A 14,939-nucleotide genomic window follows, 5' to 3' on the forward strand; every position below is an offset into this window, starting at 1 on the left:
GAGCCCCGGAATGACGAAGAGTGTCAGCGTTGCACCACGTCCTGGTTGCTATGGTTGGAGGCCTGCTGCCCCCGCGCGCCCATTGCCGCCACCTCGGTCTTGAGGAGGGAGCCGGGACGCACACGCTGCAGGCCGTTGACCACGATGCGGTCGCCAGATTTCAAGCCGGAGGTGACGATGCGAAGGCCATCGACGGCGCCGCCAAGCGTGACCGGCCGGTAGACGGCGCGGCTGTCATCACCGACTGCCATCACGAACTTCTTGTCCTGGTCGGTGCCGATTGCGCGCTCGTCGACCATCACCAGCGACTGCTGCTTCGGCTGCCCCATGCGCACGCGGGCGAACTGGCCGGGGATCAGGCGTCCGTCCTCGTTCCGGAAGACCGCACGGACGCGGATGGTGCCGCTTTGCCCGTTAACCTGGTTGTCGATCAGCTGGATGTGGCCCTTGGCCGAGAGCCCGCCGGAGGTCGTCATCTCCACCGGGATCTGGTCGAGCTTGCCGCGCTGGCCGGAGGCATCCGCGATCGAGTTCAGCGCGCGCAGCACGACCTCTTCGTCCGCATCGAACGAAGCGTAGATCGGATTCACCGAGACCAGCGAGGTCAGCACCGGGGAGGCGGTGCCGGCGGCAACGAGATTGCCCACCGTGACTTCGATCTTGCCGACGCGGCCATCCACGGGTGCGCGCACCTCGGTGTAGTCGAGATTGAGCTTCGCGGTCTGGAGCGTTGCCTCGGCCGCCTTGACATTGGCGATCGCTTCGCGATGGGCATTCTCGCGCTGATCGAAATCGCGCCGCGTCACCACGGCGTTGCCGACCAGCTGCGCGCCGCGCTCGAGCTCGCTCTGGGTGAAGACGACGCGCGCCTTGGCAGCTTCGAGCTGCGCATTGGCCTTGTCGACCTCGGCCGCATAAGGCGCCGGGTCGATCTTGAACAGCACGTCGCCGGCCTTCACCAGCGCGCCTTCGGTGAAATTGGTCGACAGGATCGCACCCGCAACGCGCGGGCGCAGTTCGACGCGGTTGATGGCCTCGAGCCGGCCAGAGAAATCGTCCCACAGCACGGTCTGCCGCGGCTCGATCATCGCGACGGTGACGGAAACGGCTTGCTCGGCCGTGGCGGCCGGTGCGGTCGCTTGCGCCGCATGAAAGTAGCGGCCTGTCGCGATCGACCCGGCGACGGCGAGGGCGCCCGCGATGGCGACGCCGCCGAGAAGGCGGCGAAAGCGGCCTTTGCGGGCCGTATTTTGGGAGGGATGCATTTGCGCGCTCCAGATATGTAGTGTTCACTACAGATGTGGAGCTGGATGCCGCAGTGCAAGATACTTATGTACCATTCACTAAGAAAATTGTACGCCGATACCGCGACGATTGGAAGACACAAGAAAAAGAAAGCTAGAACAATTAGATAGGAACAGGCGTTAAGCTGACACAGGACGCCGATTGCGAGGAGAACAGGCACATGGGCATGGGACGCCCCCGCGAATTCGACGCCGAAACGGCGTTGGACCAGGCGATGGAAGTGTTTTGGCGCCATGGCTATGAGGGCGCAACCATAGCCCAGCTCACTGAGGCCATGGGCATCAACCCTCCCAGTCTTTACGCCTGCTTCGGCAACAAGGAAGGCCTGCTCAAGGCTGCTCTCGATCGCTACACCAAGCTTCGCGGGGTCTGGATGGACGAGGTCGTCGCAGCCCCCACTGCCCGTGCTGTCGCCGAGCGGATGCTCATGGGCATAGCCGACAAGCAGACCGATCCCGCAAATCCGCCCGGCTGCCTGCTCGTGCAGGGCGGCATCGCCTGCGGCTCCGGCTCGGAGAACGTCCCGTTCGAGCTCGCCGCCCGCCGTGCCCAGAATGAGGACCAGCTCCGCGATCGTTTTATCCGCGCCAAAGCCGAGGGCGATCTGAAGCCGAACTCCGATCCCGCAGCGCTCGCGCGCTACGTGTCCGCCGTCGCAGTCGGCATGGGTGTGATGGCGTCGTCAGGCGCGGATCGCGAGGCGCTGCGGCAAGTGGCGAGTGTGGCTGTGCAGGCGGTGGAAGCGCAGTCGGCCGACCGAACCTAGCCTATCCAGCCAAGGCGGGAGGTGGCATGAAGCCGCCGAATTCGCGTTCGATCAGGCCGGCCAGAGCAATCGTCGTCCGATCCTCCAGGTAAGGCCCGATGATTTGGACCCCGATCGGCAAGCCCGTTGCCGTGCGCTCGATCGGAACGGCGGTCGCCGGCAGTCCGCAGGTCGAGGCGGGGTCGGCCCAGATGAAGCAGGCATCGGCGTAAGGATGGAGCGCTCCATCGATGTCGAGTCGCCGCGCGTCGAACGGCTCGGACTGATCATGAGGAAACGCTGGCACGGCCGCGGCGGGATAGATCACCGCATCGAACTCGCGGAACAGTTCGTGCCACTTTTGTTGCAGCTGCAGGCGCGTCGCGTCGATCGCCAGCCACTCTCGATGGTTCATGCCCCAGCCACGGGCGCGCTCGGCTTCGAGGCTGCGATCCTCTGAAGTCAATGTGGCGGCAAGCGCTTGCGCCTCGGCGAACGCGGCCGGCGTCAGGCGCGGGCTTCGCGCTGCGTTGAGCAGATTCATGTAGAGCCGCGCGGAATCGCCGAGATCGGGCAATGATGTGCTCGCGCGCGCAACTCGCGCCCCTGATCGTTCGAGCCGTTCCGCCAATCGCCCGATGACGGAACGCACGGCCTCACCCGTTGGCATCAGGGGATGAGTGTCGACCACGAGGATCCGGAAGTTCTTCAGCTCGTCATGGCGCGGCGCAGGCAATGCCAAGCGATAGCCGATCCCGTCGCGTGTCTCGTCGGGGCCGGCAATCACATCGAGCGCAAGGGCAAGGTCCGCAGCCGAGCGCGCCATCGGTCCAACGACAGCCAGATCGCCCCGCCCAGGAACGGGCGGAGCGGGTGGCAGGCTATATCCGCGCAGCGGGACCAGGCCGAGGCTTGGCTTGTGTCCGAACACACCGCAGAAATGCGCGGGGACCCGGATCGAGCCGCCGATATCGGAGCCGATCGACAGCGGACTGAAGCCGGCGGCCAGCGCCGCGCCGCATCCGCCGGAGGAGCCGCCGGGCGACCGGCCGAGGTCCCAAGGGTTGTTCGTCGTGCCGTAAATCTCGTTGTAGCTCTGGAAATCCCTGAGGCCGATCGGAATGTTGGTCTTGCCGATGATGATGGCGCCGGCCGCCTTCAACCGCGAGACGACAAGGGCGTCTTCCGCTGGCTGGAAATCTCTGAAATGGGGAAAACCCCATGTCGTCGGCAAGCCGGCGACGTTGAACGGTTCTTTCATGGTCACGGGAATGCCGAGCAACGGCTGCCGCTCGCCGCGGCCGAGCGCGGCATCGGCGGCACGCGCGGCGTCCCTTGCGCGATCGAAATCGCGAACGACGACGGCGTTGATCCGCCCGTCCAGCGCCTCGATCCGCGCGATGGTGTGCTCGAGCAGCTCCGACGCAGACACCTTGCGCGCGTGCAGGGAGCTCGAGAGTGCGCTGATCGAGCCGTAATCCAGGTCAGCGGCGTTTGCCGTCATCACCGTCTCCATTCCATCTCGTCGTCTCGGCGAACCGATACAGACGCCCAACATGCAATGTTGGAAGCGAGATGAGGAGGGAGTGCAACGGGGACCAGATCTGCCCACCGGTCGGAGCGGCCGCACCGCCTCTTAAGAGGTGGTCATGCCCGGGTTTGTCCCGCCTGCGCGGCCGAAGCCGCTTCGGCGAGGCGAACGCCCGGGCATCCACGTTCTCAGTACTGCGTGGTCAAGGCGTGGATGGCCGGGACAAGCCCGGCCATGACGCTATGGAGAGCGTCAGGACGCTTCTTTGAGCACCGGCGACGCCGTTTCCTCCGCCTTCAGCTCCTCGAGGCTGCGATGCCGCGGCTCGATGCCGAGGGCCCAGACCGTGATGATCTGCACCACGAGCAGTCCGATCATCAGAGCCATCACGCCGGCGACGCCGCGCGACTCGAACAGCGACACCACCAGGAACGGCGTGACGATCGTGGCGCCACGCCCCAGCGTATTGACGATACCTGAGGCGCGCAGTCGGACCTCGGTTGGAAACAGCTCGGGGATGTAGATGCCGAACAGCAGCGCGACCAGGACATAGATCGGCACCGTCAGTGCGAAGCCCACGGCCGGCAGCAGGATGGGATCGGAGATCATGGGATAGAGGATGCCCAGCGCCACGGTGATCAACGAGGCACCGATGATGGTGGGCTTGCGTCCCCAGCGGTCGGCGGTCAATGCGCCGATGGCCGAGCCGACCGGCGCGCCGAGCGCCATCAGCAGCGAATAGCCGAACGATGTGGCGACCGACAGGCCCTGCTTGACGAAGAACACGGGCAGCCAGGTGACGAAGCCATAGAGCAGGGTGTTGATCGTGATCAGGCAGATGGCGCCGACGATCATCCGCGACAGCAAGGGCGCCGTGAACAAGGTGCCGAGATCGGGGGCGACCGGCGCGGGTGTCGTGGGCGCAGGAGGAGGCAAGGGCTGCCCCTGTGCCGCTTCCTTCTCGATCGCCTGCATCAGCGCTTCCGCTTCGGCGCTGCGTCCCACCGCTTCCAGCCAGCGCGGCTATTCCGGCAAAGATTTGCGCATGTACCAGACGACGAGGGCGCCGACGCCGCCGAGCACGAACATCGAGCGCCAGCCGAAATGCGGCACCAGCACGGACGCGATCAGAAGGGCCGCAGGCAGGCCCGTCACGACGCACACGGCGGTGAGACCGAGCCATTTGCCGCGGGTGCGGGCCGGCACGAACTCCGTCATGGTCGAATAGCCGACGACGTTCTCCGCACCCAGCCCGACGCCCATCACAAAGCGGCAGGCGATCAGGAACGTCATGTTCGGCGAAAATGCCGCGGCGAGGGAGGCAAGGCCGAAAAGAAGCAGATTGAATTGATAGGTGAAGCGGCGTCCGAAGCGGTCGCCGAGGAAGCCGGTGCCAAACGATCCCAGCATCATGCCGACGAAGGTCGCGGAGATGAAAGCCGCGTTCTGGGCCAGCGTCGAGAAGCCTGATTTCAGCGTGACGCTGAGCACCGTCCCGGCGATGTAGATGTCGAAACCGTCGAAGAACATCCCGATGCCGATCAATAGCATGATGCGGCGATGGAACGGACCGATCGGCAGCTGATCAAGACGGCTGCCTGCGTTCACCGATATCGACATTGACGCTCTCCCTGACTGTTATTCTGCCTGATCCGGCCCGCCTTCTATGGGCGGTCGGCCGTCTCTCGTTTTGCTAGTTCAGTCGCTTCTGATTGGCCGTGTCGCGATACCAGTCGAACGGCTGCTCGTGCGTTGCGACCATCACGCTCTTGGTGTTGAAGTGGTCGTTGAAGCTCTCGGTGCCGCATTCGCGGCCGATTCCGGAATCGTCGACGCCGCCCCAGGGCGAGGCAGGGTCGAGACGATGGTGGTCGTTGATCCAAACGATGCCGGCCTTCACCGAGGCGGCCACGCGGTGTGCGCGCGCGACGTCGCGGGTGCGGATCGCTGCAGCGAGGCCGAACGGCGAATCGTTGGCCAGCCGAAGCGCATCTGCCTCGTCCTTGAACGGAGTCACCGAGGTGAAGGGGCCGAACACTTCCTCCTGGAAAATGCGCATGTCGGACTTGACGTCGGCGAACACGGTCGGTTCGACGAAATAGCCGTTGTCGTGACCCGGCACCTTCGCAGCGACGCCGCCGGCGACGAGACGCGCGCCGTCGGCATGGCCATAGCCCGCATAGGCGAGAACCCGGTCGCGCTGCTTGGCCGAGATCACGGGACCCATCTGGGTGCTGGGATCGAAGGGATCGCCGACGCGGATCGCGCGAGTCTTGGCCTGCAGCTTCTCGACGAATTCGTCGTAGATCGAGGCTTGGACGATGTGGCGCGAGGCGCAGACGCAGGTCTGTCCCGCGCCGATGAAAGCGCCGAAGGCGGCGTAATTGACGGCGCGATCGACGTCGAAATCGTCGAACACCATCACCGGCGTCTTGCCGCCAAGCTCCATAGTCTGATGCGCAAACACCTTTGCGGCGGCGGAGCCGGCGATACGGCCCGCCTCGGTGCCGCCGGTCAGGACCAGCTTGTTGATGTCGCCATGCTCGGCCAGCATCTTGCCGGCGCTCGGGCCGAGGCCCAGCACGATGTTGAAGACGCCGGGCGGCAGGCCCGCGTCGGTGAAGATCTGCGCCAGCTTCAGGGTCGTGAGCGGCGTGTATTCGGACGGCTTGACCACGGTGACGCATCCGGTCGCCAGCACCACGGCGAGTGACTTGCACAGGATCATCAGCGGGTGATTGAAGGGCGTGCAATTTGCCACGATGCCGATGGGCGTGCGAAGCGTGTAGTTGAGATAGGCGCCCTCGACGGGGATCACGGAATCGCGGCGCGACAGCGCAAGGCCGGCGAAGTAGCGGAAGAAATCGGGCAAGCGGGAGAGCTGCGCACGGGTCTCGTTGACGGGGCGGCCATTGTTGAGGGTTTCCAGCCGGTAGAGGCTATCGAGATTGGCTTCGAAGGCGTCGGCCAGCCTGTTGACTAGCCTCGCACGCGTGCGCGTGTCCATGCCGCCCCAGGCCTTGCCTTCGAACGCCGCACGCGCGCTCTTCATGGCGCGGTCGATGTCTTCGGCCGTCGAGTTGGGGATGCGCGCGATCATGTCGCCGGTCGCGGGATTGCGGACGTCGAGCATCGCGCCGGCGCCGGCCTCGACTTCACGTCCGTCGACGAAATTGCCGTGGGTTTCGACGTCGATGGACGCGGGTTTGGAGGGAACGTTCATAATGACCTCTCTTCGACGATGACGGCGTTGCGCTTGAGCGCAGGCAGCACACGTTTTTCGGTGGCCCCGATATGGGCCTTGATGATGCGCGCCGCGGTTCGCGTTTCGCGGCTCTGCATGGCGTCGATCAGGGCGACGTGCTCGGCGACGAGCTTGGCGGGGTCGTGGCCCTTCAGATTGGAGATGCTGACGCGGACCAGCCGATCTGCCTGGCCGATCAGGTCGCACAGCGCGGTCGCCATGCGGCGATTGCCGGAGGCATGCGCCAGCGCGGTGTGGAAGCCGCGATTGTAGGTGATGAAGTCCTCGTGGCCGCCCGAGAAGCGGCGGAATTCGTCGAGCGATTTCAGGACGCTGTCGGGTGCGCTTTCGATCGCCTCGGCCACACAGGCCGGCTCCAGCGCGAGGCGGAAGCGGAGCAGGTCGCGGGCATCCGAAAGCGAGATCGGTGTGACCCGATAGCCCTGACGCGGCTGCACCGTGACGAGGTGCTCGCGCTGGAGCCGCAAAAGCGCATCCCGGACCGGCTGGCGGCTCACCGAATAGCGTTCGGCCAGGTCCTGCTCTCGCATTTCATCGCCTGGCGCAAAGCGACAGCATAAAATATCAGTTCGGAGAAGATCGTAGACGTTTTCGCGCAAAAGCATGGGATCTGGCCTTACTCGTTGGATTAATATCTCAGTCGTGATATTTTACGTCAAGCGTCAAAAGCTTGAATTCCCTGTCAGTTGATTTTATCAATCCGGCTTGCAGGGCGGGCGAGCGGGCGTGATCCGATTGATGCAGCTTGGGAAAGACCGGACATGGACAGGCTTCTTGCCAACGGGACCGTCAACGCCGCGGAGACCGGCGAGGGGCCGCCGCTCTTTCTGTTCCACTCGCTACTGTCGGATCGGGCCAGCTTCGAAGCGATCGTGCCGAAGCTCGGGACATCGTTTCGGGCCATCGTTCCGGAGTTGCCGGGGTTCGGCCGCTCGCACGTGGTCGAGGGCGGACTTGCTGCTGTTGCGGACAGAATGGCGGAGGCGGTGCAGGACGCCGCGGGCGGTGCGGCATCAATCGTGCTTGGCAATGGCTATGGCGGCTTTGTTGCATTGCAGATGGTCATTCGTCATCCGAGCATCGCCAGCCGGCTCGTTCTTGCCGATTCTGGCGCAGCCTTTTCCGAGCCCGGTCGCGAGGCGTTCCGCAACATGGCGAAGATCTCGCGCCAGAAGGGACTGGAGGCCATCACCGATGTTGCCATGCGCCGCCTGTTCGCGCCCGAGTTTCAGGCGCAGCATCCAGAGCTGATGCGCGGACGTCGTGAAGCCTTTCTACGTACCGACCCGGATGTGTTTCGAGATGCGTGCAATGCATTGGCCGAGCTGGATCTTCGTGCCGAGCTCGCCGGCGTGAAGGTGCCGGTGCTCGTTGTGGTCGGCGAGCACGATGAGGCGACGCCGCCGCCGATGTCGCATGAGCTGGCCGCTGGATTGCCGCGCGCCGAATTGAAGATCATTCCAGGATGCGCGCACGTGCCACAGCTGCAATCACCGCAGCAGTTTCTCGACGCTGTCGAGGGCTTCCTGCGTTGATCCACGCTTGGACGGCCCGGCTCGCGATCGAATTGCGATGCCTTCCGGGCGGTTAACGCCTGCCGGAAGGGTTCGCTCATGCGGTGCGAAATTCTTCAATGATTTGTACTGTGCATGGGGTTGTTTTCGCATTTTTGCTGAGCGCCCGCCGGGCCTGAGCACCAGCCGCCGGAAAGCGTACCGATACGGGACCTCCTAAGAGTTTTTACACACAGTTCTGGCACGTTCCCCGCGTCAAGACCTGCAACCTGCATCGTGTCTCATTGCGTGCACGAAAAGACGGGGCTCGCGGGCATCGAGGGGGCGTGAGCCATGACTGCAATTGCGTCGGACGCCGATCGCGCGAAGCGAGGGATCGTGCCGATCCTTTTGTGCGTCGTGCCGTTCAGCCAGATTCCGCTCGATGCCTATACGCCCGGCCTGCCGCAGATGGTGGTCGATCTCGCCACTGACGCGGCCTCGATGCAGAACACCGTCACTGCCTACATGCTCGGCATGTCTCTGGCGCTGGTGCCGGTTGGCATTGCTTCCGACACGCTCGGTCGCCGCAACGTCCTGCTCGCGGGCCTGTCGGTGCTCATCGCGATGAGCATCGCATGTGCGCTCGCCACCAGCGCCTCGCTGTTGCTCGCGCTGCGCTTCCTGCAAGGTGTTGGTGGCTGTACCTGTCTCGTCGTTGCCTATGCGGTCGGAGCCGACTGTTATCGTGGACGCGAGCTCACGGCGATTTCCGGCCTGCTTGGTGCAGCCTGGGGTCTTGCGCCCGTTCTGGCACCGGCCGCCGGCGGCTTCATCGTCGAGCTGGCGTCCTGGCGCGGCGTGTTCGTTGTCATTGCCATCGCAGCTGCGCTTGTCGCCGCGGTCGTCGTGCTGTTCCTGCCCGAGACGTTGCCGGTAGAGCGTCGCGCGCCGTTCGATCCGCGCCGCACTGCCGGTATTTTACGCGAGGCCCTGATCCGTCCGGGCTTCCTGGCTTTCGTACTGGTCTTTGCTGCCGCCGCCAGCGCGCAGCTGGCGTTCGGCGTCGTCGCGCCGTTCTTCTATCAGACCGGTCTCGGCTATTCCGCGGCGATCTACGGCCTCGTCGCGCTCGGACTCGGCGGGGTGAATCTCGCCGGCGAGCTCGGCTGCGCGCATTTCGCGCGGTTCATGCCGCCCCGCATGATGGGCTTCGGCGCGTTCGGTCTGTTCCTCGCCGGCGCTGCGGTCTTGACTGTAACAGGCCTGACGCTAGGCCTCGGTTTCGTGTCGATCACGCTTGGCGGCGCGCTGGTGCTCGGCGGCTGCGGCGTGCTGTGTCCGATGATGTACGGCATGGCGCTCGGTCTGTTCGAACGCGACCACGGCCTGATCGGCGGCCTCATCAGCGCGCTCTGCTATCTCGCCGTGAGCGGCGCCATGGCGATCGCGGCAGTGCTGCCCGAGGCGACGCAGGCGCCGCTCGGATGGCTCTATCTCGGTCTCTGCATTGTTGCCGGCACGCTGCTCGCGATCTCGCTGCCTTCGGCGCGCCAAGCCACACCGAATTAAGGGAGGAACCTCTTCATGACCACCGTCGGTATTCGCGGCACGTTCTTCGACTTCGTCGACGACCCCTGGAAGCACGTCGGCAACGAGCAGGCGGCTGCGCGCTTTCACCAGGACGGCCTTATGGTCATCACCGACGGTGTCATCAAGGCGTTCGGTCCCTATGACAAGATTTCTGCCGCGCATCCGAGCGTGGCGACTACGCACATCAAGGACCGCATCATCGTCCCTGGCTTCATCGATGGGCACATCCATCTGCCGCAAACCCGCGTGCTCGGTGCCTATGGCGAGCAGCTCCTGCCGTGGCTGCAGAAATGGGTCTATCCGGAAGAGCTCAAATACCGGGATCGCAACTACGCGCGCGAGGGCGTGAAGCGCTTTCTCGACGCGCTGCTCGCCTCCGGCACCACCACCTGCCAGGCCTTCACGAGTTCCTCGCCTGTCTCGACCGAGGAACTGTTTGAAGAAGCCGCCCGCCGCAACATGCGCGTCATCGCGGGTCTCACCGGCATCGATCGCAACGCGCCGGCCGATTTCATCGATACGCCGGAGAATTTCTATCGCGACAGCAAGCGGCTGATCGCGCAGTATCACAACAAGGGCCGCAACCTCTACGCCATCACGCCGCGCTTCGCCTTCGGCGCCTCGCCGGACCTGCTGAAAGCGTGCCAGCGCCTCAAGCACGAGCATCCGGACTGCTGGGTCAACACCCACATCTCCGAGAACCCGGCCGAATGCAGCGGCGTGCTGGTCGAGCATCCCGACTGCCAGGACTATCTCGGCGTCTACGAGAAGTTCGACCTGGTCGGGCCGAAATTCTCCGGCGGTCACGGCGTCTATCTCTCGAACAACGAATTTCGCCGAATGTCGAAGAAGGGCGCGGCAGTGGTGTTCTGCCCGTGCTCGAACCTGTTCCTCGGCAGCGGCCTGTTCCGGCTCGGCCGCGCCACCGATCCCGAGCATCGCGTCAAGATGTCGTTCGGCACCGACGTCGGCGGCGGCAACCGCTTCTCGATGATCTCCGTGCTTGACGACGCCTACAAGGTCGGCATGTGCAACAACACGCTGCTCGACGGCAGCATCGATCCTACGCGTAAGGATCTTGCGGAAGCCGAGCGCAACAAGCTCTCGCCCTATCGCGGTTTCTGGTCGATCACGCTCGGCGGAGCCGAAGGCCTCTATATCGACGACAAGCTCGGCAATTTCGAGCCCGGCAAGGAGGCCGATTTCGTCGCGCTCGATCCGAACGGCGGGCAGATCGCACAAGCCTGGCACCAGTCGCTGATCGCCGACGGCGCCGGCCCACGCACCATGGAAGAGGCCGCGAGCATGCTGTTCGCCGTCATGATGGTCGGTGACGATCGCTGCGTCGACGAGACCTGGGTGATGGGCAAGCGTCTCTACAAGAAGAGCTGAAGCGGACGTCTGCAAATGAGCGCAAGTCCCGATGGCCAGCCGGTCGCCCTCGTCATCCAGCGCCGCATCGCCGACGAGGGCTTTGCTGCGTTTGCGCGGTGGAACGGGGAGGTGGGCGAGGTGCTCAAGGCATGGCCTGCTTTCTCAGCCAGGAGGTGGTGCCGCCGCAACCGCCGGCGCATGTCGACTGGGTGACGATCCTGCGGTTCGCCAATGCAGCCGCAGCACGTGCCTGGCTCCAGAGCGAGGTGCGGGCGCGGCTCATCGCGGAGGTGCAGCGCTTCTTCGTCGGTTCGGAAGACGTCCATATCCTGCCCGACACCGGCGTCCAGCGCGACAACGGGGTTTCCGCCGTCATCTCGTTCAAGGTGCCGGACGGGCTCGAGGATGCGTTCCTGAAATGGCAGCAGCGCATCCAGGCCGCAGAAGCCGAGTTCAAGGGATTCCTGCGTCATAAGATCGAGCGGCCAATTCCGGGCCTGCACGACCAATGGATCATCATCCTGTCGTTCGACAGCGATGCCAATCTCAACGCGTGGCTGGACTCACCTCTGCGGCAGACGCTGCTGAAGGAGGGCGAGCGCTTCAACGCCGGCATGAACGTGAAGCGGGCGAGCTACGGCTTCAATTTCTGGTTTCCTTCCGGCAAGACGCAGTCTCCAGAGCAGAGCCCAAGCCTGATCTGGAAGAGCAACCTGATCGTTCTTCTAGTGCTCTATCCCGTGGTCTATCTCTGGGGCACTTTCATCAGCGCGCCCCTGATCGACAGTCACGGCGTGCCGCTCTGGCTGTCGCTCTTCATCGGCAATCTCGTCAGCACCCAGCTGCTCGGCTGGTGGTTGGTGCCCGCCGCCTTCAGGGCACTCGACTGGTGGGTCACGCCAAAGGCGACGATCAGCCGTCAGATTGCGGGATACGCACTCCTCGCCGCACTTTATGCCGCCTCAATGGGACTGTACGCGCTGCTGCTCGCGTGGCATTGGGGACGGTGAGATCGTCCACAGCTAGTACGCGACGACCATGTTCGCCCTGACATTTCTCGGAACTTCGGCCAGCGTTCCCTCAGTGGAGCGCAACCATCCGGCGCTCCTGGTGGAAGCCGCGGGCAAGCGCATTCTGGTCGATTGCGGCGAGGGAACGCAGCGCCAGCTGCTGCGCAGTGGCGCAGGCTTCCGGCGGCTCGACCGCATCTTGCTGACGCATGCTCATCTCGACCACGTGCTCGGCATTCCCGGCCTCTTCTCGACGCTCGGCTTGCGGCAGGCCGCCCACACGATGACTGTCCATGGAGGGCAGGGCACGCTGGATATCGTCGTCAGCATGCTCGCAGGCCTGTGGGGCGCGGGCAGGGCGCCGATCGCCGTCGGGTTCGCGCCGCTGACGGAAGGACAGGTCATCGACGCCGGCGACTTCACCATCGACTGCTTTCCGGTCCGCCATCGCGACACCGACAGTTTTGGCTTCGCTTTCAAGAGTCCCGCGCGCCGCCATCTTTTTCCCGATCGCCTCGCCGCACTCGGCGTTCCCGACGGTCCCTTGCGCGGAGAATTGGCTGCGGGACGACCGGTCGTGATCGGCGATCGAACGATCAACCCGGAAGAGGTTCTGGGGCCACCGAGCGGCGGCAGCAAGCTTGTCGTGATCGGCGACACCGAGACCACCGAGGGTCTGGCACAATATGCGGCTGACGCTGATCTGCTGGTGATCGAGGCGACTTTCCTCGATCGCGACGCGTCGACCGCGCGCGACTACGGCCACCTCACTGCGCGCGATGCAGCCGTCTTTGCCGCGGCAAACAATATCGGCCAGCTCGTGCTCACGCATCAGTCGGGCCGCTATGAGGACGACGAGGTCCTTGCGGAAGCAGCCGCGATCTTTCCGAGCACCCGGATCGCGGCCGACTTCGATCGCATCGTCGTCTAGCGAGACGTCATCTCGGCTGGCTTCACAGGCCGGCGGCAACACCGAGGCGGCCGATGCCTGGCAGTTTGATCGCGGGGCGCCGAACGTCGCATCCAAGCACGGCGCCGAAGAAGTTGATCTCGAGACCTTCGACCCAGCCGAGCGTCAGGCCGAGATAGCCCGAGAGCGAGGCATAGAAGCCGGTGCCAGAGGCGGTCAATCCGATCCATCGCCCGGAATAGGGATAGTCCTTGCCGATGGCTGTCGGGGGCAGAACCGCGTGAAGCTCCGGCACGGCATCCAAAGCGGCCTGGACGAAGGTGTTCGAATTCGGACCGGGCCAGGCGCTGTAATCGCCGTATGCTCGAAATCTGTAGTTCTCGACGACGTCTCGGATCTTGGGGATCAGCGTTTCAGCCTTGGCGCCGTCGATGGCGACGACGGCCTCCGGCATGGCGCCGAACCAACGTCCATCGGGGACGAAACCATTGCTCCGGATCGGTTCCCCCCAGGCCGTATAGTCGTAGCGGCTATAGCTGGCCGCGTCCTTCTCCTTGACGACAATCCAGGTGTGGACCGCAAAGATGCTTCGCCACCGCACCGTTCGGGCAGCGTAGACCCGGATCAGGGCTTCCGGATGCGAGGCGGCGGGCGGCAGCAGGCCGGCGCTGGACCGGTCCGCGGTCTGCCAATTGCCGCGGCCATCCCCGACCCAGAAATAGCGCGCGGCCGAAATCCCGATCGGCACGAAGACCAGCAGCAGAAATATGAGCACGGATTTTCTCAAGGGAAATCAGGTTCGGCAGGACACCTCGACGATATAGGTTTAGCTCGCACTTTCACAATGATGTGCGAAAAGCCCCCGCGTTCATCGCGTTAATCCCGATTTGATCGCGATATCCTGCACCTGCTGCGTCACCTGTATCAGCCTTGGCAGCGCCGCATCGCGAAAAGCGGGCATGTCCATGCGCACCGCATCGATGGTGACGCTCAATCCGCCGACCACCAAGCCCTGCGCATCGAAGATCGGCGTTGCCAGCGTGCGTAGGCCGTAGGCGTTCTCGCCGTCCGAGACGGCATGGCCTTTCTTCTTCACCTGATCGAGCCGGGCGAGCAGGGCATCGAGACCGGTGAGCGTCCGCTCCGACAATTTGACGCGCGGCCGTGACTCCAGTCGCGAGATCTGCTCTTCGCGCCTCAGATGTGCCAGCATGACATGCCCCAGCGCGGCGCTGTAGGCGGGAATCCGCGTCCCCGGTCGGCGGTCCATCTTGTGACGGTCGAGGCCCGCGCCGACGCGCGCGAGATAGACCACATCGCCGCCGTCGAGGATGCCGAGCGAAGCCGCATCGCCCACCCCGGGCACAAGCTCTCGCAGCAGCGGCTCGACGAGGGTCCGCAGCGATCCATGCGACAGCACGGTGTAGCCGAGGTCGAGGCAGGCGACGCCGAGGCGGAACCGGCGGCTTTGCGGCACAGCCTGGAGGTAGCCGAGCTCGACCAGGGTCTGGATCAGCCGGAACGCCGTTCCGCGATCGAGATCGGCGCGTGCGGCAATCTCACTCAGGGTCAGCTCGAAGTCCTCGCTGCTGAAACTCCTGAGCACAGCGAAGGCCTTGCCTACGGAGGCAACGTAATTCTTGGGGCTTTGCGCGCGAGCTTCAGGTTTGCGCTGTACGGCCTTCTTTTCGACCTTGGCCATGCCAGAGTGTC

The 14,939-nt window shown here is 64.4% G+C and carries 12 protein-coding genes and 1 pseudogene; 6 read left to right on the forward strand and 7 right to left on the reverse strand.

Going from position 1 to position 14,939, the window contains the following annotated elements:
• Positions 1 to 23: 23 nt before the first annotated feature.
• Positions 24 to 1,265 (reverse strand): efflux RND transporter periplasmic adaptor subunit, encoded by a 1,242-nt coding sequence (locus tag LPJ38_RS21505; RefSeq protein WP_145640216.1) that lies wholly within the window; start codon positions 1,263 to 1,265, stop codon positions 24 to 26.
• Positions 1,266 to 1,465: 200 nt separating this feature from the next.
• On the opposite strand from LPJ38_RS21505, the gene LPJ38_RS21510 reads away from it, so the two are divergent.
• A complete protein-coding gene (locus LPJ38_RS21510) occupies positions 1,466 to 2,071 on the forward strand; it encodes a TetR/AcrR family transcriptional regulator (RefSeq protein WP_145640219.1) in 606 nt (201 codons plus the stop codon).
• Between the two features lies 1 nt (position 2,072).
• On the opposite strand, the gene LPJ38_RS21515 is transcribed toward LPJ38_RS21510, so the two are convergent.
• The 4 genes and pseudogenes from LPJ38_RS21515 to LPJ38_RS21530 all read right to left on the reverse strand — a co-directional run bounded on the left by LPJ38_RS21515 (position 2,073) and on the right by LPJ38_RS21530 (position 7,451).
• Complete coding sequence (locus tag LPJ38_RS21515) at positions 2,073 to 3,554, reverse strand: amidase (protein WP_404437729.1); 1,482 nt, start codon at positions 3,552 to 3,554, stop codon at positions 2,073 to 2,075.
• Positions 3,555 to 3,833: 279 nt separating this feature from the next.
• A pseudogene (locus tag LPJ38_RS21520) lies at positions 3,834 to 5,201 on the reverse strand (MFS transporter).
• A gap of 73 nt (positions 5,202 to 5,274) precedes the next feature.
• A complete protein-coding gene (locus LPJ38_RS21525; RefSeq protein ID WP_145640223.1) occupies positions 5,275 to 6,804 on the reverse strand; it encodes an aldehyde dehydrogenase in 1,530 nt (509 codons plus the stop codon).
• Complete coding sequence (locus LPJ38_RS21530; RefSeq protein WP_145640225.1) at positions 6,801 to 7,451, reverse strand: GntR family transcriptional regulator; 651 nt, start codon at positions 7,449 to 7,451, stop codon at positions 6,801 to 6,803. Before LPJ38_RS21530 ends, LPJ38_RS21525 begins: the two co-directional genes overlap by 4 nt.
• A 156-nt stretch (positions 7,452 to 7,607) precedes the next feature.
• Between LPJ38_RS21530 and LPJ38_RS21535 the strand changes: the two genes are divergently transcribed.
• From LPJ38_RS21535 to rnz, 5 genes are all read left to right on the forward strand, one after another.
• Positions 7,608 to 8,381 carry an alpha/beta fold hydrolase gene (locus tag LPJ38_RS21535; RefSeq protein ID WP_145640227.1) on the forward strand — a complete coding sequence of 258 codons (774 nt, stop codon included), beginning with the start codon at positions 7,608 to 7,610 and terminating at the stop codon, positions 8,379 to 8,381.
• A gap of 312 nt (positions 8,382 to 8,693) precedes the next feature.
• Positions 8,694 to 9,911, forward strand: coding sequence for a multidrug effflux MFS transporter (locus LPJ38_RS21540; protein ID WP_145640229.1), 1,218 nt, complete (start codon positions 8,694 to 8,696; stop codon positions 9,909 to 9,911).
• A 15-nt stretch (positions 9,912 to 9,926) separates the two neighbouring features.
• Entirely contained in the window at positions 9,927 to 11,324 is a 1,398-nt protein-coding gene (gene guaD / locus LPJ38_RS21545; protein ID WP_145640231.1) for a guanine deaminase, read from the forward strand.
• 131 nt (positions 11,325 to 11,455) lie between these two features.
• Positions 11,456 to 12,316: an antibiotic biosynthesis monooxygenase gene (locus LPJ38_RS21550; protein ID WP_231088373.1), complete on the forward strand. Its 861-nt coding sequence runs from the start codon at positions 11,456 to 11,458 to the stop codon at positions 12,314 to 12,316.
• A 28-nt stretch (positions 12,317 to 12,344) separates the two neighbouring features.
• Positions 12,345 to 13,247 (forward strand): ribonuclease Z, encoded by a 903-nt coding sequence (gene rnz, locus LPJ38_RS21555; protein WP_145640233.1) that lies wholly within the window; start codon positions 12,345 to 12,347, stop codon positions 13,245 to 13,247.
• Positions 13,248 to 13,269: 22 nt separating this feature from the next.
• Here the strand turns inward: rnz and LPJ38_RS21560 are convergent, their stop codons facing one another.
• The gene (locus LPJ38_RS21560) at positions 13,270 to 14,001 is read right to left on the reverse strand and encodes a DUF3750 domain-containing protein (protein WP_145640235.1); all 732 of its coding nucleotides are present in this window, start codon (positions 13,999 to 14,001) and stop codon (positions 13,270 to 13,272) included.
• Positions 14,002 to 14,094: 93 nt separating this feature from the next.
• The gene (locus LPJ38_RS21565) at positions 14,095 to 14,928 is read right to left on the reverse strand and encodes an IclR family transcriptional regulator (protein ID WP_145640237.1); all 834 of its coding nucleotides are present in this window, start codon (positions 14,926 to 14,928) and stop codon (positions 14,095 to 14,097) included.
• Positions 14,929 to 14,939: the final 11 nt, after the last annotated feature.

The sequence above is a fragment of the Bradyrhizobium daqingense genome, assembly GCF_021044685.1.
Classification (GTDB): domain Bacteria; phylum Pseudomonadota; class Alphaproteobacteria; order Rhizobiales; family Xanthobacteraceae; genus Bradyrhizobium; species Bradyrhizobium daqingense.

Bases quoted from the DNA above. Each gene is read 5' to 3' on its own strand.
- rnz (WP_145640233.1), top strand. From the start codon at position 12,345: ATGTTCGCCCTGACATTTCTCGGAACTTCGGCCAGCGTTCCCTCAGTG.
- LPJ38_RS21515 (WP_404437729.1), bottom strand. From the start codon at position 3,554: ATGACGGCAAACGCCGCTGACCTGGATTACGGCTCGATCAGCGCACTC.
- LPJ38_RS21540 (WP_145640229.1), top strand. From the start codon at position 8,694: ATGACTGCAATTGCGTCGGACGCCGATCGCGCGAAGCGAGGGATCGTG.
- LPJ38_RS21510 (WP_145640219.1), top strand. From the start codon at position 1,466: ATGGGCATGGGACGCCCCCGCGAATTCGACGCCGAAACGGCGTTGGAC.
- LPJ38_RS21550 (WP_231088373.1), top strand. From the start codon at position 11,456: ATGGCCTGCTTTCTCAGCCAGGAGGTGGTGCCGCCGCAACCGCCGGCG.
- LPJ38_RS21525 (WP_145640223.1), bottom strand. From the start codon at position 6,804: ATGAACGTTCCCTCCAAACCCGCGTCCATCGACGTCGAAACCCACGGC.
- LPJ38_RS21565 (WP_145640237.1), bottom strand. From the start codon at position 14,928: ATGGCCAAGGTCGAAAAGAAGGCCGTACAGCGCAAACCTGAAGCTCGC.
- LPJ38_RS21505 (WP_145640216.1), bottom strand. From the start codon at position 1,265: ATGCATCCCTCCCAAAATACGGCCCGCAAAGGCCGCTTTCGCCGCCTT.
- LPJ38_RS21530 (WP_145640225.1), bottom strand. From the start codon at position 7,451: ATGCTTTTGCGCGAAAACGTCTACGATCTTCTCCGAACTGATATTTTA.
- LPJ38_RS21535 (WP_145640227.1), top strand. From the start codon at position 7,608: ATGGACAGGCTTCTTGCCAACGGGACCGTCAACGCCGCGGAGACCGGC.
- guaD (WP_145640231.1), top strand. From the start codon at position 9,927: ATGACCACCGTCGGTATTCGCGGCACGTTCTTCGACTTCGTCGACGAC.